This is a genomic window from Enterobacter sp. TMH.L2 (genome assembly GCF_050847315.1).
Classification (GTDB): domain Bacteria; phylum Pseudomonadota; class Gammaproteobacteria; order Enterobacterales; family Enterobacteriaceae; genus Cedecea.
In genome coordinates, this window is sequence record NZ_CP193791.1 from 3678764 (window position 1) to 3699106 (window position 20343).

The window sequence follows — 20343 nt, forward strand, 5'->3', positions numbered from 1 at the left end:
ACTACCTGGAAAGTTAGGTGTTCGCGCCAATTTCCCGCTATCTCCGCGTTGCATAGTATTGCCCCATAGCCAACAACTCTGGAGCAACATCATGAAACGTCTTCTGTTAAGCGCCCTGCTGCTGGGCGGTCTTGTCTCCACGGCCAGCGCCGCCACCGGCGTACTGAGCCAAAAAAACATCTCCCTCGACCTCGCCGATAAGCTGGCGCAAAACGTCCTTCAGGCCTGTGCCAAAGACAACTACAACGTGGCGGTCACCGTAGTCGATCGTTCAGGCACGCCGCTGGTGATGAAGCGCATGGACAACGCCGGGCCGCATACCGTGGAAGCCAGCCGCATGAAGGCCTTCACCTCGCTGACCACCAAAAACCCAACCGACAACGTGATGAAGGGTTCCCAGTCCAATGCGGGCGCGGCCAACCTGCGTGATATTCCAGGCTTCCTGCTGCTGGCGGGCGGCGTGCCGGTGAAGTCGGGTGAACAGGTGATTGGCGCGGTCGGCGTCGGCGGCGCACCGGGCGGCCATCTGGATCAGGCCTGTGCCCTGGCAGGCTTAAACAATATTGAGAAAGAACTGAACGCGGGATAACACCACAAGGAGCAGGACATGCATGACAAGAAAAGCTTACTGACGCTGGCGCTTCTGCTGAGCGCAGGCCATGCCGCCGCAGCCACCAGCGATGAAGGCTACTACGCTTCGGCGAAATATGTACACAGCGAGCAGCGCGCCAGTGACCAGGACACCAGCAGCCGTCCCGGCGTCGGCCAGTTTGTTGGCGGTAAAGAGAAAGACAGGCTCGGCGGCGCGTCACTGGCGGCTGGCTACCAGTACGGCAACGGCTGGCGCACCGAAGGAGAATACACTTTCCGCCAGAAAACTGAATTTACCAGCGGCTCAACCGCCTTCCCGACCAGCCTGAACCACCTGAAGCTGAACACCGAGCGGCTGATGCTGAACGTCTATCGCGATTACGACATTGGCTATGGCTTGTCGCTGTTTGGCACCGCTGGCTTAGGTATTGCGAAAGTGAAGGCCGGTGGCTGGCAGGGCAACGCCGCCCGTGAATACGCCGACAGCACGCAAAACAATCTCGCTTATTCGCTGGGCGCGGGCATCAGCTACTCACCGATCGCTCGCCTGAGTTTCGACGTGGGCTATCGCTACGTGGATATGGGGAAAGTGGAAAGCGGCTATAACACCTTCGGGAACGTGCGCGGCCTGAAGGATGAGCAGATGAAAGCTCGCCTGGCCTCCAGCGAGTTCACTCTGGGTGCTCGCTACCTGTTCTAACAATAAGGCGGCCACCGGGCCGCCCTTTTACATTGTTAGTGATGCAGCATCTCGTCCACAACCTGCGCTTTGGTCATGTTGTACGGGTAATACGTCGGCCAGTTGTCCATCTCTTTCAGCAAAGCATCTTGTGATTCGCTCCCCATAAAGATATGGAAATGCTGCGACTGGCGCGGGGCGATGATGTGGTCGCTAAACTGCACGAACTTTGGCGCTTTGGACTGCGCATCTTTGCACTCAAACAGGTAGCGAACGCCCTTCTTTCCCGAGGCATAGGTCAGGATTTTATGCCCGGCATAGTCGTAATGACAGCTTTGCACCGCTTTGCCGACGTGAAACTCGATGACATTATTTTCAATCCCTATCATCTCCACGTCAGTCGCATAGCCCTTTTGATAATACGCCCGATACTCCGCCACGCTTTTGCCGCTCTTTTTGGCTTTTTTCTCCAGCACCGGATCGAGGTCGCCGCTGAGCAGCAGGGGATTGACCGACTGCCAGATCCCGTCCCAGTCGGACAGCGCGCGATCTTTCACGTTAACGTCGTCAAAGATCCCTTCGCTCGCCTTTTGTTCCACTTCCGTGAGCGGTTTGCCGTGATGGTGGCCGTGCGCCAGCGCCTGATGGCTAGCCAGTAACACGCCCATGCCCAGAATAAACGCCGATTTTTTCATGATCATACTGTTCCCCTGTGTATTCCTTACACGAAAAAGAAAACGTTATAACATAACAAATCACGAAATCAACTACAGCCTGCGGTGAGCGTGCCCGGCGCCTGCCGAAGACGCACTCTTTCGCTGTAAAGTGCCAGCAGCATACCGGCCAGGCAAAGCGCGCCCATCAGCAAAAATATCCCTCTGTCCAGCCCGGCCATCAGCCCTAAAGAGAACACCATTGGCCCCAGGCTACTGCCCAGTGAGGAGAGATTTTGTGCCCCATAATAGCTGGCCTTCAGCGCCTCAGGCGCGATGTCGTCGATGTAGATGTATTCACTGGGGATCAGAATAATTTCACCCAGGCTGAAAACAAACATCGCCACACACAGCCCCGGCAGCGTATCCAGCTCGCCCATCGCAGTAATAGCGGCCGCCAGCAGGGCAAAGCCCACCACAATCAGTTTAATTAACGGCCTGCGATGCAGCAGCCAGAGGCTGACAGGATATTGAAGCAGTATCACCGTCAGAGAATTACAGCTAATGAGCACCGAAACAAAGCGCATTGCTTCGGGCTTGCCCATGCTGGTTAAGAACCAGAGCGGCAGGTAGTCAGAGAAACGCCCCATTACCACCCACGCAAATACGCTACTCAGGGTAAACCAGATTAAGACACGATCTCTTGCCAGCACGGACAGCGTCTTTAAAAATGATTCAGGCCGGTTGCCTGTGAATGCATTCTTAAAACGAGGCTGGAATAACACCCCCAGCAACGAGCAGACTCCCGCGGCCAAATAGACACTTTCAACATTCGGGGATAATACAAACGTGGTCAATAACGGGCCTGTCGCCCAGGCGACATTAATTAAGGTATAGCGAAGAGAAAATACTTTGGTTCTTTCGCCCTGAGGAACCAAATCGCTCAGGGAAGCCTTAACGCCAATGGCATAAAACGTATTCGCGACCTCGCTCAGGGTCAATACGAACAGCACGCCAGCCAGACTTTCCATCCAGCCAAGCAGCAGCCAGCCAACGGCCATCATCAAACCACAAAGCCTTAAAATAAGCGAGCGTGACAGCCTGTCCAGCCAGTATCCGCCATACACGCCCAGCCCGGAAGAAACCAGCAGCGCGCCGCCGAGCAGAAGTCCCGCAGACTCGAATGAAATATGTAAATTCTTACCGAGCGTAAGTACTAAAACAGGGGCAATCATCGCCCGGGAAATAGAGGATAAAAATGAGGACGCCAGAAGAAAATAAACGGTTAAAACCCGACCTGACATTTTTTTAATTCCGTTGACGGCTAAAGAGGAATTCACTATAGATAAAAAAGAGGAACACAAAAATGGATGAATAAAGGTTAAATTCATTCCTCTTTTTAGAGAAAAGTCATGGCGCTGATCGATAAATTCAACGTGTTATACCGACGCTTCGGGGATGCACCGGCCCAGCCGGGATTAGAGCAACTGGCAGACTTACTGCATTGCAGCGAACGCTATGCCCGTATTCAGCTGACTAAAATGCGCGAGCTGGGCTGGATTGACTGGCAGCCCGGTATCGGGCGAGGAAAACGCTCGACGCTACGGCTGGTGACCAGCCCGGAGCAAATTGAATGGTTACGGCTCAGGGATCTGGTCGCCAAAGGGCAGCTGGAGGCCGCCTTCGCGCACCTGACGTCGCCGCAGAGAAACCGGCTACTTGCCGATCTGAGCAGCCATCTTGGCGTGGTGGGCAAAGAGGTCAGAATCGCCATTCCAACCCTGCCAGCCACCCTGGATCCACGGCGCATCAAAAACAGGATTGAGTCATATCTGGTCCGGCAAATTTACGACAGGCTCGTGGATTACGATGAAATAAACCAGCGAATCACCGGCGCCCTTGCCCACCACTTCGAAACAAATGCTCAGGCCACGGCCTGGACATTTTGGCTGAGGCCCGGCGTCACGTTTCACACCGGAGAGCGCCTGGACGCAAGTATCGTCGCGCAAAGCCTGCTGCGGCTGAAAGAGCCGCCGGGACACTATGCCGGCCTTTTTCAGTCGTTAGATCGTGTTGAAGTTCTGAGCAGCGAGGTACTGACTTGCCATCTCACGCACACCGACTGGCTGTGGCCCCACAAACTGGCGACGGCGACCGCCTCTATCACACTTCCTTCGTCCCGGCACGGACGGCCCATCGGCAGCGGTCCATTCCAAATGGAGCAACAGAGCAAGCAGCGCATTGTGCTGCGGGCGTTCGATCGCTACTACGGCACACGCGCTTTAATTGAAAAAGTTGAGTTTTGGTCCCTGCCGGAATCCCCCGATCCCGTGACAGACATTACCTTTGATCCGGGGGCTGCAACTCAGCAAACCGATGTTCAGAACGGGTGCACCTATCTGATAGTGAGCACCCGCAGTCAGCTCATCCCAGTGGGAGAACGCCAGGCGATACTGGGGTTACTGAGCAACGCGCTTCCACCGGCAAACAACGCGGAACGAACGCCAGCCCTCAGCATTATCCCCGGCTGGGAAAGCCCACGTTCTTTGAGGCAAAATTCGCCGCCAGACATAACCGGCACGCTAAAAATCTACTCTTACGATCTGCCGTGCTTCACTACGCTGTTTGCCCGCCTGCAGCAGGTTCTTACCGCCGCAGGCATAAGGGCTGAACATATCATCCTTGGAAGCGAGGCTTTTCTTCGCCCGGAAGAGTGGCTCAGCGAGGCCGACCTGATCATGGGGAGTGAAATCCTCTACCACCGCAGTGCCTACGACATTTACGAGTGGCTCCACAGCTCAAAACTATTGAGTGCGGGCATGACTAAGACGGAGCACGAACGCCTGCATGACAGGCTCGCGCAGATAAGAACCGATCCCCACGAGCAATCCAGGCAGGAAAAGTGCAAAGCGCTGGCGGACTGGCTGATTACCGAAGGCATCTTGCTGCCTTTGTCCCATGAGCGAGTGGGCTACACGGCAAACCATCGCCTGCACGGCACCGGGCTGGCAGGCTATGGCTGGGTCGACCTCGCCCGCATCTGGATTAAAAATAATGAACTGAGTGTGTCCTGATGTGATACGCGTGGGGCAGAAATAAAAATAACAATCCCCCGAACTTTATACAGGCTCACGTACAGGCTTATAGGAATGAAGGGCAAAAATAGAAGACAGCAGGTTAGAAACTCAGCCTCTATCATCCAGACGTTGGGCCATAGATTTAAAACCTGATTCCACCGGGCTAAATACTTCTGCCGAGAATGTATAAAGTGCTGGTCTGCGTGGCGCTGGAAAACGTCTCGTTTGTTAAGTGGCGCATGCCCTGGGCCTCATAAAAGCGCCGGGCGCCTTCGTTCCCTTCCAGAACCTGTAGCCACAGATAATGCTGTTCTCGCCGCTGCGCCAGCCGAAGCATTTCTTCGAAAATCATCTGACCGTAGTTTTTCCCCGTCTCACCTGGGGCAAGGTAGAGCTTATTAAGCAGGGCGCCGGAAAACGAATGCTCCGGCACCGGCAGGTTCCAGCTGATTTTGGCAAATCCCACCGGCTTTTCTACCTCAGCAATAAACCAGCTGACCCCGGAGTCGACCAAGCTCTCGGCCAGCGTCTGTGGAGCGTATTCCTCTTCAATAAAAGCCTGAAGCTCCTCAGCAGAAACCCAGTGTCGCTCAAAGTGATGGCGATAACTTTCGCTCCCCAACGTCGCTAAGAGCGGCACATCTTCCAGCCTTGCTTTACGCATTTTCATACTCATGCCTTTCCCCCAACAAAGAAGATTTTTGCCATCAAAATTTGAATTTAAGCGATAGCGTCTAATAACTTAACCTTAAAGTAGAGCTCAGCGAAGCTTTTCACCTGGAGCTTACTCATTGCTGAACGCTTATGGAGGCTGATCTGCCGAATCGTTATGTTGAGAGAGTCTGCAATCATGGCGGGCCTATAGCCTTTTAACAAAAAGCGAATAACATTTATTTCATCGCAGTCTAAACGGCAGTACGGGCAGGAAGGCACGATACGCTGCCTTTTAGGGTACAGTATTTTCGCAATGGCTGAGTTGATTTTTCCGCCGATCGTATAACAATCATCGCTCAACGAAATAAAATAGATTTCTTCCCTGTACCAAATATCCTGAAGGAAAGTCTTCGCCCGGTCGGAACAAAATATGATCGACGGCGAAGGTATTCGGTGTCGAAACGCGCTGTTATAAAGCGCGTAGGCGTTATTTTCTGTAAAAATAAAAAACGGGATAAAACGCTGTCCGGTGATCCAGATACCCCATTCGGTGTAGTCGAGATGCATTCTTTCTAACAGCGTTAACAATCCGTCCAGATAAAAACATTCCTTTGCAACGATTCTCATATCCGTCATCACCTCAACCCATAAAAAGCATTCGGGCAGGCGCTAACCTGCCCGAATTTAAGGGCTTAGAAATTGTATTTCATACCAAACATCGCCGCAGCGTCGCTGTAGCCCGCATCCCCTATCTGCACGCCGACATTACCCCACAGATTCACCCGGGCGCTGATCTGCCCCTCGAGCCCAACTTTGGCTTCTGCAATATTGGTCGCGCCATTCTGGCCGATGCGAACCTCATCGAGGGTTGTTGCAAAACTGCGCGTGTTGTGCAGCCAGTTCAGCTCAACAAAGGGCTGGAACTCACGCTGCTTATGGCCATCACGTGCGTGGTGGCTTTTGAGCCAGGTTTTAACCCCTAAGCGGGTCAGCACATTGCCGTCTCCCTCCTGACGGACGCGGGTGCCGTTCTCTTCCTGATGCTTGTCTGCGCGAATGCCCATCCAGACCGCCTGGGCGTGTGGCTGCACAAACCATTCGTTGACGGTACCCTGGCTGCCCCAAAACTGGCCCAGTTTCCAGGCATAACCTGCTTCCAGCGAGGCGGTTATCCCATGCGACTTATAGGCTTCCGTCGCAAGGCTATCGCCCTTCACTTCGTTATTAAACCAGCCGTACTGAAGCCAGCTGTCCAGCCATGCGCCGGTGCGATCCTCTTCGTTAGCGTACCAGGTGCCGTAGCCGCCAATACTGTAGCCGTCCACCGTGCCTTTCGAACGATAGCCGCTGGAACTATTCTCCGTCGTGCTGCTGTTTTTCCCGTAACCCGCCATAACCCCAACATGCCAGCGGTCGGTGCCGTCCGTGCTCCAGCGAGCCACGTCGCCGCCCATCTGCGTCAGGTAACGGTTACTTTGTGTTTTTAGCTGCCCGCTGCCATCGCGCCAGACATTGTGGCCGCCAACCTGGCGTAGCCAAAGACTGGTCACCTCCCGTTGGCCGGTTAACGCATCAATAAATTGCGTCTCTCCGAGTCGGTCATGCAGGGTCATGATAAACAGGTTATTCGCTGCCGCGAGGTTAGCCGTATAGCTCCCGCCCTCAGGTCGAACGATAGGATCGACTTTCGGTTCGGGTGTAGGTGCAGGATCTGGCCCGGGTGTAGGTTCAGGATCTGGCTCGGGTGTAGGTTCGGGATCCACCGGGGTAAGCTGGCTGGTGAGATACCAGCTGTCGTTTTTCCGAACCAGATCGTAGTCGTAGGCTCCCGCAACAATACGGCCCGCCTTAACGAAGCTGCCTTGGGACGTTCCCTGCACATCAACCAGTTCGATGCCTTCCACGGTACTGGCCCCGTGCCCCCCCAAATTATTCACGCTAACGTGCGTTGTGCCGGGCAAGACGTCGCCCTGAACTATCAGCTTATTCGCCGGAGAATTATCGTCGCCAAGCACGCTGTTCATCACCATCTGCCCGCCATCACCGGCGTAATCGCCTGCTACCGTAAGCGAGTCAAAATTGTTCTCGTCGGTAAAAACGAGCGTGCCATTATTGGTCAGTTGCCCAACGACGGAGCGGTTATTGATATTCCAGCGGCTGCTCTCGTCGAGCATCAGCGAGGATGCATGGGTCACGGCTCCCGTCAGCACGGAGCCGGATGTCAGATTTACCGCCACGCTATTGGCCGGATCGTCCACCACAATGTCACCTTTCAGCGCGCTGCTGGCAGCATTAAATGTCACCTTGCTGTAGACGTTGTTGACGCCGCTGGCCCCGTCATCATAGTGCTGCACCGACATCAGTTGGCCGTTGCCACCGCTGATGTCGGAATCCTTGACGTTCAGCAGCAGTTCGGTAGCCGTAACGTCAATGGCCCGAGCCTGGGCGGCATTCAGCCCCACATTTTCCAGCGTCACGGTGTTACTGATTGCCGTTGACGATGAGCTGCCATTCACATAGAGGCCGCTCGCGCCCTCTCCTGTGGTAGAAATCGTGCTGTGCCTGACGTCAAGCTCTCCCCCCTGGCTCCAGAGGCCAAAACTTGTTTTTCCCGTGGTTTCGATCTGCACATGGTCCGCTTTGATTTGCGCATTGGGGTAGGCCAGCAGGCCCGGGGCAAGCTCGCCCGACGTCGAGATATGGCTATTTGTTAAGCTGCCTTGCCCACCGCGTGCGGTAAACATGCCCACGCTGCCTTTGCCCGAAGTGGTGACAGACAGGTTATCGCCGGTAATCAGGTATTCGCTGTACAAACCGTGGGCATTATCGCCCAACGTTTCAATGGTACTGCGGGTCATCCGGGCCTCACCCCGCTGGGCATTAACGGCAATAGCGTTATCCCCTTTTGTGGTGATTTTCGCGTTGTTCACTACGACGGAGGAGTCCCTGGATGCCACCCAGACGGCATCGCTGTATGCGCCTTCGGTAGTGAAAGTGCCGCCTTCAATCGCAATTTTTGCGGCTAAATTGGCGTTAACCGCATAGCTGTGATCGCCCTCAGTACTGGCAGAGACGTTATTCAGCGCCAGCTCCCCGGCCATCACCCTGATAGCATCGCCGCCCTGTGTGGCGATCGCCCCATTGGATGCCTGCACCACCGACGTTCCCTGGTTTGCCGTCCAGTAACCGTCCAGTACCAGACCCAGCGCGTTGTCCTGCCCGGTAATGTTAAATTTATCTAATGTTCCAAGGCTGTCATTGGCAAAGTAAACCCCGCTGCCGCCCCTGCCGGTCACGTTGACCTGCAAATCCTGCACGTTGAATTCGCTATTATCTATCCATGCGCCTCCCCCATTCTTTCCGGAACTATTAAGAACCAATTGAGAGGCGGAGACGGTCGCATTATTTCGCGCCTGGACAATAAAATTGCCTGTAACCTCATTATTCAACGTCGTGTTGCTTAGGGTGCTATTACCGCCGTTGATAATAATCGTGTCATTATTGGCCGCCCACGCGGGCGAACAGCCAGCCGCAAGTACGCTTAAAATACACAGCCGTTGGGGCAGTAAGGGGTTTAATCTCCATTTGATGTATATTTTATACTTCATTTTCAATTCCTTTTAAGTTGATCATTGCCTCACAGGCAAAGGGTGTTTCTTTCATCGCGTCCGCAGCGGGCAATAAATGATGCGAACCGATAAAATTCGGCTCTATTTGCCGCCCCCATTTTTCGGCTGGCGTTACGATAATGCGTGCTAATGGTTTTTCTTGAGCGATTAAGGATCCTTGAAATATCGGTGCTGTTGTACCCCCGACCAATCAGAATCATTACATTATTTTCAGTATCAGAGAGCTGTGCATATTTCTTTAGCCCCAGGCTCCAGTAGGCCTCTTCCTTGTTGATGAGCAGGTTATAATCCGAACGCGCAATCGCAAGTATCTTGCCGATCTTCATGGATATGTCGTTAAGCGTTTGGTTTCTGGTTAAAAATGGAACATGGACAATTATTTTTTCATTCTCCTTGTATCCGCCATCAAACGAAACTTCATTATTCCGTTGGTTATTAATTTGAATCGTTACTCTGTCATCCTGAAAGATAATGTTAGCGATGTCATAACTCATTTCTTCGGACGGTAATAAAAAACAGACCTCACCGAGGCTTTCATCAGCAAGTTGGTTAGTAATTAAGAGGCTCAGTCCCGATGTCTGGTAATAGTTAGAATCCAATAATAATATGTTCAACATACTTCACACCCATGTGTTGCGATTCCCATCCAAGTTGCAGCTACTCCAGGGCATACGAAATGCTTGTCAGAAAAGACAAAGTGAGCGAATAGAAACAACTTATGGTAAGTTAAGCCATTCAGACATAACCTATCCGGCCCCTGACGTAATGCCTTCCTTAAATATTTTCCTCCATACGAAGATGAGAAAGATTAAGCTAACATACTGTTAAAGATAGAAAAACAGCCTATGTGATTAAACCAACCAGAGATAGAGACTAATTTTAATGAGACACAAAAATTGGTGCAGGAGGATAAACGCCCCTCCTATTCTTAGATTAAGACTTTGTTGGAAGTCGGACTTAAGTTTACCCTCAACCCATAAAACGATCAAATATATCATTAACATGCGTTTTTTCAAAATTATCGTCTAGATAATAGGCTAAAATATAGTATTTTAAACTACAAACAATAAAAACAGCCGCGCACATTAATATAATGCGCAGCAATTTATTACACAGGAAGCATGGGGATTTAGCTAATGAGGATATTTTGAGATAAGTAGCCAGGAAAAAAGCCCGACCACATTTCTTAAAGATAAGAACACCCAGAAATGGGCATACCCCAAAGAGTAAATCTGTGATGCACTTATAGCAACTTCAAATCGACTTTTTCAGACTCAAAGTCATAACGCCCGCTCATGCACAAATCAACCGGCCTGGGCTGCCAGTATATGAGCCCGCGGATTTCGAACGGTATAACGGCATGCCGGGCTACACCCTCCTTATCCTGCAGTGAGCGGACGATAAGCGTCTCAGGAATAATTCTTGGCTCAAAGCGTAAAATAGTGTTACGAATCGTTTTTTCTATAACACTCCAATTCTTGTGATTTTCCTGGGTGCCTATCAAGGCCGGCACCCCATAATTGAGAACAGAAGCCATAATTAGCTTATGTTGCTGCTCATTTAGTCTATCTTCTATATTGGTATGATTAATAAGATCAACAATCTCCTTTTGAACCAGACTCCGCATCCCCTTTATGTCAATTAATCTCGCGCGATCGTGAGGACTTTTGGGTTCATCGTCCTGCAGGCGCTGTAGCAGCGTGGGAAGATATTGCTGCTTTCGTTCTGAGGGATTATTCGAAAACAATGTCGCCAACTTCCATTATTGAACGATCGCTAATATCGGTCACCAGCACTTTACGCCCGGTACCCGCCGAAAGATCTTCAGACAGCGTTATCCACTCTGTTTTCAGTCCCAGTTTTTTTTGCTGATCGTCCTGAGGTTCTACGGGGTAACGGGCAGGGATATACCCGTGGTATACCTCATCGGCAACCTTGATGGTTGCAGGCAGCCAAATCAGATCAAGCAAATCGCCAGGGGTGGAAACGCTGAGCGTTTGTATTGAGGCAAACGGCAGCCAACGATAGCCTCCTGCACAAATAAATTCGCAGACCGGCCCCAGGCGGCCATCGCTGTCGGCTATCCACTTGAATGCCGCCAGCGTGTCGCTTTGCCCTGCGCTTTCAGGTGCAAGCTCAAAAGCCTCATCGCGAGAAAGCGCCGCCAGTCGGGTCTGCCCCTGATAATGCTCGACGTTCGCCTGATGGAGCTTTTCCATCCATAACGGCATTTCTCCCTGCAGCGTCGCAGCCTGCCGCTCACCGGTTAAAACCTGCAAACGCTGCATTTCGCTGAAGACCAGATTTTTATACAGCTCTGTCTGCTTGTGCAGGGCATCGTCCAGCAGCGCCAGGGTTTGCAGCTGCAACAGCGCCTTGTCCCAGCTCCCCTCGACGCAGTAGAGCTTAAACAGCACTTCACGAGCTTTAAGATCCTGTGGATTCGTTTTAACCTGCGCCAGCACCTGCTCTAGCAGCGCATTCAATGACGCGTTTTTAAGCGCCTGGGTAAGTGAAGTAAAATCCTGCATCATGACAATTCCTTTAATTAGTAATAAGAGTCCAGACCCACTTTATTGAAGTCCTGAAATACCAGCTCAGGCACCGTATTTTTTCCTTTGGCCGCAATGTGCTCGGGCGACAGGGCAAGCAGCAAGTCGGTTTTTTCCTCCTCGCTAAAAATGTCATCCGCCGCTTCGCCGCGTTCCAGCTCTGGCCACACCTTCTCCATGAGAAAATCTTTAGCAACAATACATTCGGTCAGCGTCTTGCCTTTGATCTGCGCGTTGACATCATCAAATCGGAGATCCGTTTTGATGATGTAATCGGCATGCTGAGCCATTCCACCTGAATAGCCGCCATCCTGCTCGCGCCAGATGAGAAAACGCTTGTATTCAACCTCAAGCGTTTTCAGCACATCATTGCCCCTGGCCTGCGCGAGGATAACGTCATTGAAATAGCGTAAGTCGTTGATGTAATGCCCGCCGTTGGGCAGGATATCTTCAACCTCAGGCACCTTATCCGCAGACTGCCATGCACCGCCGGGGTAAATCAGCCGATAGAAAGTTTGCTCATCGACGTCAGTGCTGTCCTGGCTGACAAAGCCCAGTTTGAAGTGGCCTAGCTGCAGCTGGCTTTTATCGTTCAGCGGCTGGCTGCACCCATAGGCCACTTCGCAGCCATCAAGCAGGCACACATGGTGCAAGCAAAGGCTTAACATCACCGGTCTTGCCAGATGCCAGTAGAAGATGACGGCATCCTGCCCGGAATGGGCGTTATGGATGCCGAAACAGCCACTGGCTACATCAAACACGGCAGCCGTCTCGGCCGTCAGGTTTCTGGGCAGCGCGACAGGCGGGCGTGAAGCAGGCCATTCAAAGTGAATATTCACGGCTTAGCCTATGTAGACATCGCCGGAACCTGTGGCGACAACCGCGCCGCAGCCGGTCACGTCCCCCAGGCGTGCTGCCGGTAAACCATTGATAAAGACCGACCCGGAGCCTGTCGCTACGGGGGCTGCCCCGTGCCCCAAAGCACAAGGCGCGACGCTCATACCAGCCATTGCCGCCGGCAATCCGTTGATATAAACATCACCCGATCCACTGCATAATGCTCCGCCATGCGCGGTCGCATCGCCTACTCGTCCTGCGTTTTGCATCGTTCGCACTCCTTAATAAAACAGTCAGGGCGGAGGCAAACGAACCACCGCCGTAATCATTTGAATGTTAAGGCTCTATTGTTTCACTTCCGGTCGGCGTCTCCGTTGGTGTCTCCGTTGGCGTTTCCGTCGGTGTCTCCGTTGGTGTCTCAGTTGGCGTCTCCGTCGGTGTCTCCGTCGGTGTCTCCGTCGGTGTCTCCGTCGGTGTTTCCGTTGGCGTCTCCGTCGGCGTCTCCGTCGGTGTCTCCGTTGGCGTTTCCGTCGGTGTTTCCGTTGGCGTTTCCGTCGGTGTTTCCGTTGGCGTTTCCGTCGGCGTTTCCGTCGGTGTCTCCGTTGGCGTCTCCGTCGGCGTTTCCGTCGGTGTCTCCGTCGGTGTCTCCGTCGGTGTCTCCGTCGGTGTTTCCGTCGGTGTTTCCGTTGGGGTTTCCGTCGGCGTCTCCGTTGGCGTTTCCGTTGGCGTTTCCGTCGGTGTTTCCGTCGGTGTTTCCGTCGGTGTTTCCGTCGGTGTTTCCGTCGGTGTTTCCGTCGGTGTTTCCGTTGGGGTTTCCGTTGGCGTTTCCGTCGGTGTCTCCGTTGGCGTTTCCGTCGGTGTCTCCGTTGGCGTTTCCGTCGGTGTCTCCGTCGGCGTTTCCGTCGGCGGTTGAGTTGGCGTTATCGTAGGCGGCGGCGGCTCTGGCGTTGGCAGCGGTGGTAAAGGAATAACCACACCAAACAGAGCCGTAATAGCCGGCAGCCCCGGCAAACCAATCATACCGCCACCGCCGCCACCGCCACCGCCGCCTCCGCAGTTGTCACCGCAGTCGCCAGGGTTAATATCCACTTCGCCGCCCTGGATAATCACCTGGTCTGAGCCGACGATTTTGATTTTCTTCGCGGAAATAACCAGCTCGCCCCCCGCGGAAAGCGTCATCGCCCCGCCGGCCACCATGGTGCTCGCGCCCCCCACGGCCAGGGAATGGTAACCGCCTACGTTGACCTGATGTGCGCCCCCAACGGAAAGCGAATGGTAGCCCCCAACGGCAGTCATAAATGCGCCGCCGACGTTGATGCCTTTTGCCCCTAAAACATTGTCGCTTTGGCTGCCGCCCACCTGGATTGCCAGCGCCGCACCGATAATGGCGCTGCTGTTCCCGATAACGTCAGACATGTAGTTGGCCCCGACAAAGAGGTTGCGCGACAGGCCAACATTCACGTTAGAGTTCATGCCTATGGTCTGGTCTTCGTTCTGTTTCGTCAGGCGACTCATGTTGCGTTCAGCCTGCTCCCAGTACTGCTCCAGCCCCGGCTTATCCTCAAAACGGATCCCGTTAAAGTTGCTGCGACCGCCGCCTACGGTCCGGCTAACCAGCCCGCTCTGGGTGGCGTTAACCGGGAGATCCCAGGGCGGCATGGTGACGTTGTTGTAGAGGCTGCCGGTGATAAGCGGCCTGTCAGGATCGCCATTGATAAAATCAACAATCACTTCGTGACCAATGCGGGGAATGTAAATCCCACCGAAATTGTTGCCGGCCCAGGCCTGGCTCACTCGCAGCCAGCAGGAGTCCGATTCACGGTTTTTGCCGTAGCGATCCCAAAGAAAACGGACTTTTACCCGGCCATATTCATCGGTCCAGATCTCTTCCCCCGGAGGGCCAACGACGATAGCCGTTTGTGGACCGCTGGTTTTTGGCCTCGCCACCGTCATCGGGTGACGATAAATCTTGGTCGTCGGCTGAACGGTAAAGTTACAGCTATAAAGGAATTCATCGTGCGACGAGAGCTGATCGATTTCCTCAACCAGCAAATGGCTACGCAGCACCATGTACTCACGGTTGGCCTTTTCAACGGGATAGTTAACAAGCTCAAAGTCGCAGCCGCAGACAATCCCACGAAGTTCACCGGAACCTTCACAGCGGGAGCCTAAGGCGCCACGCTCTTCCATGCGGACGCGCGCAAGCTGCTCCCCGATGCTCGGCTGTTCGTAATCTCCCGGCCAGTGGAAGATCTCCATCTGGTTGAAGCTGGTCTTCCGAGGTTTGCTGTCCAGCGCCATGATATCGGCGCGTGATTTGGTGAAGTCGTAGTCATTCGTTACCCATTTCCCGGAAGTAATGGTCTCCTGGAAATGGAACTGGCTGACGTATTCCTGATCCATTTTTGGACGGTCTGAAGCGTACTGAATAACGTGATAAGCCTCGCTGGAGAATCGCTTATGCGCGCCCACGTTATCCACGAGGATCAGCTTATGACTGCCCTCGCTATGCTCGAAGAACCAATAGATCCCCCACTCTTCCATCAGGCGTTCAATAAAATTGAAATCCGTTTCGCCATACTGAACCTGGAAATCGAGAAGCGGATAATTCCCTGCAAGGCGCTTCTCAAACGGGAAGTTATAGTCGCCCAGCACCTCATCGATAATGGTCACCACCGATTTTTGCTGGAAAATTTTAAAGTCAGCCGTCAGCTCAGCGAGGTGCAGCCAGGGGCGAATAATAACTTCATACAACGCCTGATAGCCGTCGCGGCCAACATAGCGGGCACGCTGAACCATGCCGGAAATTTCACGAATCTCCTGACCGACACCGTGAACGTCTCCCAACCCATTCCCGTCGAGTTCAATATGAACCGTCATCTCTTTACCAATCAGCGACTTCAGGTCGACATTAGAAGCTGACTGCCAGGGTATTTGGGGATTGGCTGGCGTTTTAGCGGTAATCGCGTAGCTGTAGAGAGAGGAAAGTGACTCTTCCCCTTCCAGCTTCGAGATAACCAGCGCGGGTTCCCCAAGCAGCACAGGCATCGCCGGGCTGCTTAATCTAATAGTGCGTGACATGTAATCACCCGATGCGTTGTCAATAACTTAGAAGGATGCGTCGGGCGGTTTAGCCTCAGCGCGTCGTAAAGGGATCCTCTGAGAATCCACTATTTTTCTGTGCCGGCTTTGCCGCCAAATCCAGATACCCGCCTCCTGCTCAATACAGTCGGGCCAGTTCTTCCACGGCATAGCCTCAACACCATCACGGTTATGAATGCGATAATCTTCCTGTGACCCCTCCCTGAGTAACACCTGAGAATGATTTTTGAACTGCCAGGCTGGCGTCAGCACCAGCTTCTCCCAGAGCGGCGAATACGCTCGCCTCAGCGCTTTAACCCACTGCCACAGCGGGCGCCAGTTTTGCCCGGCCACGTCGCTATCGGGCACATTGTTTAAAATCCTTGATGCCCAAAAGGGCAGTGGACATTCATCCTGCAAATTTTTCTTCAGCCACGGCCAGGGCGCTTCGCCATAAATAATGACCAGCGAGGGAACGCCTCCTTTTCCAGGCCGCAGCATAAAAGCACCGCAATAAGCGTCGTGCCCTCGCGACGAAGGTGACGAAATAACAAACGACCACGGATAGTGCTCAGGTAAATAGTCGTCCGGTAATGAGGAGCCAATGCCCGGCAGAATCTGTTGGGTAATAATGGAGCGCACCTCTCGCTGCTTTTTCCCTCTTCTGCGAAACAGGCCAGCCCGCGACTCATCAACAAGTAAATACAGGCGTAGCAACATATTTTCCTCTGGCGAATGGTGGAGACGGCTATGCGTCTCCGGGGCAGCGAAACGCTTTTAAGAGATCCCGGACGGGGATGTCTTTATAGGTCAGGCCTGAAACCTGAATATTTGCCCGTCGCGAATCCAGCTTATAAACCAGCACCGTGTCATCACCTTCGCTGGCCACCATATCGTCGGCGCTGTCCATCCAGCGGAACAATGCCCACGGCCCGCTGAAGCTCAGGGACGAGGTGCCCGCCGTCACGCGCGGAGTCGCATTGATGCTGACCCTTGACGTCATGCGCGAGGCAGGCCAGACGAGAGAAACAGGGGCAACCGGCCAGTGGGCATAGCTCACCTGTTTGCCGTCAAAATTCATGTTCAGCTGCGTAATGGCCGGATCCAAATAAGGCACCGCAATGTCGAAGGTGAGGGAAAGTTTGCGCCCGCCTTCAGACTGGAAGAACGCGTCGCGAATCTCAGCGGCCTGCTCAAACACCTCCAGAGTGTCTTCGTTGCCCTCGACGTCACCCTTAAAGCGCCACGGATGCGAAGAGGTATCCACCTTGTCCGCCAGGTTCTTTTTGAAGTACTCATCCACCAGGCCACCCGCGGCAAAGAAGCGTTCGAAATCAGACGGTTTTACGTCACGCTGGCTCCAGGCAAACGGGTAACGCCCCTGCAAAGTTGCGCGGCAAACGCGCCCCAGGTTTTCATCTATCCCTTCGCTGCTTTTGGCGATGGCTTCCTGGTTGGCCCGCGTCCATGCCCCATCCAGCAGAGGGGCAATCACATTCGGTAACGGATCGGGCCAGGTTTGCGACTCTGCGCCAATTTTTCTGGCCGTGCCGGATAACGCCACGGCATTACCGTTCTTCAGCGCATCATCGTAAATAACGAACAGCGTGTACTGCTCGCTTAACGCGCCAAGCAGCTTGCTCAACTCCGCCCCCGGCCCCGCGTTACGCTCTCCTTCAGCCGGTTCACGGCTGCCGGTCACAAACTCGCGTAGTGGAGAAAAGTGGTCATCCACCCGCTCCCGCAGCAGCTTTTTTTCCATCGCGGCATAGGCCAGGCTGACCTTAGCGGCGGCATTCAGGATCCGTCCTTTATTCGGGACGTTATCGAGCAGCGATTTATCCTCTTTCCCGACCAGCGTCGTTTCCCGCACCGCCCGGGTCACCAGGCTTGCCAGCGGAGAATCAGAGGCGCTCAGCGCCCGCAGCATATAAATATCTGCCGCCACTCCCGCGCTGCCGTAGCCCAGCGGCAGTACGTCCGTTTTGATACGAATATTGCTGAGAAAATCCTGCCAGTGCCGCGTGTACTCATCGAGATAGAGCGCCAGAACCTGCTGCTGTATGGGATTAACCAGCACGCCGTTGCCGGCCATTTTTACCTGCGGCTTTGCCTCCTGGCTGCCCTGCTCTTCCCCATTCCCGGACACCCAGGCATCCTCACGCTCCAGCCACATCAGGCCTGGATCCATTTTTTTTTTAAACACGTCGTAGTAACCCGAACGGGTAAATAGACCGGGAATGGCGATTTCAGCGTGTTCATCAATCACGGAGAAAAGCTCACCGCTGCGTGACTTCGCCATGTCACTGAGCGTTAAATCAGCAGGCGCATCCTGAGCGGCGGCGTCTTTGAGACGCTCATACAGCCGACTGGCCAGGTCCTGACGCTGCAGTATGGCGCGCGCATATTTCACCAGCCCGTCGTCAGCGGGCTGGCCATAGCGGCGCCACTCTGGAGAAGAAAGCAGATTTCTCAGATGGGAAACAAAGATCTGGCGCTCCTCGTAAGGCTGAAGCTTGCCGCGAGCCTCCCACAGGTTAGTGATGCTCTCCGTCAGAGACTGACGATCGAATTTGCCCTGTCCAAAAACCTGCAGATACAGCTTCAGCTGGTCATAGATACGTTCAGGTTTTCCGCCATCAACCGCTTCCTGTAACGCCAGCGTAGCCTGCTGTTCAATCTGCGGCAGCAGCAGACGCTGCAGGAAATACTGGTACAGCGAACCCGAGGCCTCAACCACATCCGTGCCGGTGTACAAGCCATAGCGCCAGTCGAGGGTCGGGTTAAAGACGTCGAGAGAGCCATACTCCGGCAGAGACTGCGCCAGCATTAAGGTACGCGGCAGCAAATTATCGTTTGCCGAACTGACGAATCGATTGACCTCGCCGCCCAAAACGGCAACCCGGCTCTTCACCTCGGCGAGGTATTCGCTGTTGTTCCCGTAGCTGTTGTAGAAGCCATTCAGCAGAATAAAGGCGATAACAACGCTAAGCGTGTGGCCCAGCAAACGCTGTAAACGGAACTTCGATTCATTCGCCAGGTTATGGCGCGCCAGGTCTTTGTCTTTGACGATCACGTCACTGAACAACTGCTTAAGGAAGTACTGACGCCCGTATGAAACGTCGCTTATCAGGAAGTCCCTGTCTTTTGGCTGCGCAATCAGGGTGGCCATCACCGGCGGCGTTTTATGCTCCACGTAGTTGAACCACTTGCGCATGATGCTTTGGTTATTCACCAGGCTAAAGTCGACCGGCTGATGGCTGCTACAGAAATAGATCCCGCGCAGCAGGGTATAGCTCTGCGACTCGTTGTAGCGGGAGGCAAAGAAGATGTTATGCACCACATCCGCCACCAGGCCGGAGAGCAAATGGAAGTCCTGCGGCAGGGCATACATTTTTTTGCGATCGCGGTTGTCGTACTCTTCCTGCTGACGAACGATCATGTCACGCTCGATCCTCTCTTCCAGCAGGGCCAGTTCGTCTCTGATTTGCCCGCTCAGCTCGGATACAGGCTCGGTGCGCGCCTCGCCGTAAGGGAAAGTCACGCCCCAGACCTGCTCACGCTCCTGCTCGGTCAGGATCCTGAAATACTCGGCAAAACCGGGAAGCTGATCGAGTTTGGTGACGAGGACATAAACCGGGAAACGCACGCCCAGCGTCTGGCGCAGATCCTCAATTCGGGCACGCAGGCTCGCCGCCAGCTCAAAAAGTTCGGCGGTGCTTCGCCCCAGGAGATCGGCGGCGGAAAAAGTGACGACGGCGCCATTCAGCGCTTTGACCGGCCTGTGTTTTTTTAACGCTTTGAGTATGGCCCGCCACTCACTAAGGCTTTGCTCAGGATCACTAACGTACTTGCCTGCGGTATCCACATAGATGGCGTCATTGGCGAACCAGCATTTGCAGTTACGCGTCTGCACGGCGGATTTGCCCACTTGATTAAGCTGCTCCGGCACCGGGAAGTTCTGTCCGGAAGCCAGAATCGCCGAAGTTTTCCCGGCATCATCAGTGCCGAGCACCATGTACCACGGCAGCAGATCGAGCGGCTTACGCGCTAAAATCACACGCTGGAAAAAAGAGAGCGTACTGCGATTTTTGTTCACATAGTCGACGGCGTTGCCAATGGCGGCAGCCGCTTCTGACGTATCATTTTCAACCGTAGACGTCTTGCCGCGGGTGAGTTTATCCAGCAGTTTTGGGTTGTCTTTCAGCGCCAGCAGCAGCAACCACAGGCCGTAAAGCAGCGCCAAAAACAGCATAACTGCAATGACCATCAGCCTGATGCTCACCGGCTCCAGCGGATGTTTTTCGCCCACCAGGAGGAACGGCCCCAGCACCCAGACCACCACGCAAAGTGCCGCAATCACCATGATGAAGACCGGCCAGCGTAGCCAGATCCCGGCGAGGCAAAATGCCGCCAGCAGGATAAAAATAATGCGTGACTCAACGCTAAGCAGCGGGCGCGACTCACCGAATCCAAAGAACGGCCCCAGGAACCATATAGCGGCAACCAATAGCCCGATACAGCACATAATCAGCAGCGTCTTCAAAAACCGCGCCGCGAAGACTCTATTCAAATAAGACATTGTCGCTC

General features: G+C 53.9%; 16 protein-coding genes. 3 read left to right on the top strand and 13 right to left on the bottom strand.

What is annotated here, in order from left to right; translation table 11 throughout:
• Positions 1-91 precede the first annotated feature (91 nt).
• Positions 92-589, top strand: coding sequence for a GlcG/HbpS family heme-binding protein (locus ACREYP_RS17695; RefSeq protein ID WP_008454402.1), 498 nt, complete (start codon positions 92-94; stop codon positions 587-589).
• 18 nt (positions 590-607) lie between these two features.
• Positions 608-1291: an outer membrane protein gene (locus tag ACREYP_RS17700; RefSeq protein WP_008454400.1), complete on the top strand. Its 684-nt coding sequence runs from the start codon at positions 608-610 to the stop codon at positions 1289-1291.
• Between the two features lie 35 nt (positions 1292-1326).
• Here the strand turns inward: ACREYP_RS17700 and zinT are convergent, their stop codons facing one another.
• Both zinT and ACREYP_RS17710 read right to left on the bottom strand, forming a co-directional pair.
• Complete coding sequence (gene zinT, locus ACREYP_RS17705) at positions 1327-1971, bottom strand: metal-binding protein ZinT (RefSeq protein WP_166994334.1); 645 nt, start codon at positions 1969-1971, stop codon at positions 1327-1329.
• Positions 1972-2033: 62 nt separating this feature from the next.
• A complete protein-coding gene (locus ACREYP_RS17710) occupies positions 2034-3227 on the bottom strand; it encodes an MFS transporter (protein ID WP_336818484.1) in 1194 nt (397 codons plus the stop codon).
• Positions 3228-3335: 108 nt separating this feature from the next.
• On the opposite strand from ACREYP_RS17710, the gene ACREYP_RS17715 reads away from it, so the two are divergent.
• Entirely contained in the window at positions 3336-4997 is a 1662-nt protein-coding gene (locus ACREYP_RS17715) for an SgrR family transcriptional regulator (protein ID WP_336818483.1), read from the top strand.
• Between the two features lie 166 nt (positions 4998-5163).
• Here ACREYP_RS17715 and ACREYP_RS17720 read toward each other — a convergent pair whose 3' ends face one another.
• The 11 genes from ACREYP_RS17720 to tssM all read right to left on the bottom strand — a co-directional run bounded on the left by ACREYP_RS17720 (position 5164) and on the right by tssM (position 20335).
• Positions 5164-5670: a GNAT family N-acetyltransferase gene (locus ACREYP_RS17720; protein ID WP_336818482.1), complete on the bottom strand. Its 507-nt coding sequence runs from the start codon at positions 5668-5670 to the stop codon at positions 5164-5166.
• 50 nt (positions 5671-5720) lie between these two features.
• On the bottom strand, positions 5721-6281 hold the full coding sequence (locus ACREYP_RS17725) for a helix-turn-helix domain-containing protein (RefSeq protein ID WP_008454391.1): 561 nt from the start codon (positions 6279-6281) through the stop codon (positions 5721-5723).
• Between the two features lie 65 nt (positions 6282-6346).
• The gene (locus ACREYP_RS17730) at positions 6347-9262 is read right to left on the bottom strand and encodes an autotransporter outer membrane beta-barrel domain-containing protein (RefSeq protein WP_442892453.1); all 2916 of its coding nucleotides are present in this window, start codon (positions 9260-9262) and stop codon (positions 6347-6349) included.
• A 29-nt stretch (positions 9263-9291) separates the two neighbouring features.
• The gene (locus tag ACREYP_RS17735; RefSeq protein ID WP_008454387.1) at positions 9292-9900 is read right to left on the bottom strand and encodes a helix-turn-helix transcriptional regulator; all 609 of its coding nucleotides are present in this window, start codon (positions 9898-9900) and stop codon (positions 9292-9294) included.
• A gap of 626 nt (positions 9901-10526) precedes the next feature.
• Positions 10527-11030: a type VI secretion system baseplate subunit TssE gene (locus tag ACREYP_RS17740; protein ID WP_008454385.1), complete on the bottom strand. Its 504-nt coding sequence runs from the start codon at positions 11028-11030 to the stop codon at positions 10527-10529.
• Positions 11017-11817, bottom strand: coding sequence for a type VI secretion system accessory protein TagJ (locus ACREYP_RS17745; RefSeq protein ID WP_008454383.1), 801 nt, complete (start codon positions 11815-11817; stop codon positions 11017-11019). The genes ACREYP_RS17740 and ACREYP_RS17745 overlap by 14 nt, the downstream gene beginning before the upstream one ends.
• A gap of 14 nt (positions 11818-11831) precedes the next feature.
• Positions 11832-12674, bottom strand: a complete 843-nt coding sequence (locus tag ACREYP_RS17750) for a TagK domain-containing protein (protein WP_008454380.1) — start codon at positions 12672-12674, stop codon at positions 11832-11834.
• Positions 12675-12677: 3 nt separating this feature from the next.
• Positions 12678-12941 (bottom strand): PAAR domain-containing protein, encoded by a 264-nt coding sequence (locus ACREYP_RS17755; RefSeq protein ID WP_008454379.1) that lies wholly within the window; start codon positions 12939-12941, stop codon positions 12678-12680.
• Between the two features lie 67 nt (positions 12942-13008).
• Positions 13009-15720 (bottom strand): type VI secretion system Vgr family protein, encoded by a 2712-nt coding sequence (locus ACREYP_RS17760; protein ID WP_498881406.1) that lies wholly within the window; start codon positions 15718-15720, stop codon positions 13009-13011.
• A gap of 60 nt (positions 15721-15780) precedes the next feature.
• The gene (locus ACREYP_RS17765; RefSeq protein WP_008454376.1) at positions 15781-16473 is read right to left on the bottom strand and encodes a hypothetical protein; all 693 of its coding nucleotides are present in this window, start codon (positions 16471-16473) and stop codon (positions 15781-15783) included.
• Between the two features lie 28 nt (positions 16474-16501).
• Positions 16502-20335, bottom strand: coding sequence for a type VI secretion system membrane subunit TssM (gene tssM, locus ACREYP_RS17770; RefSeq protein ID WP_336818480.1), 3834 nt, complete (start codon positions 20333-20335; stop codon positions 16502-16504).
• Positions 20336-20343 lie beyond the last annotated feature (8 nt).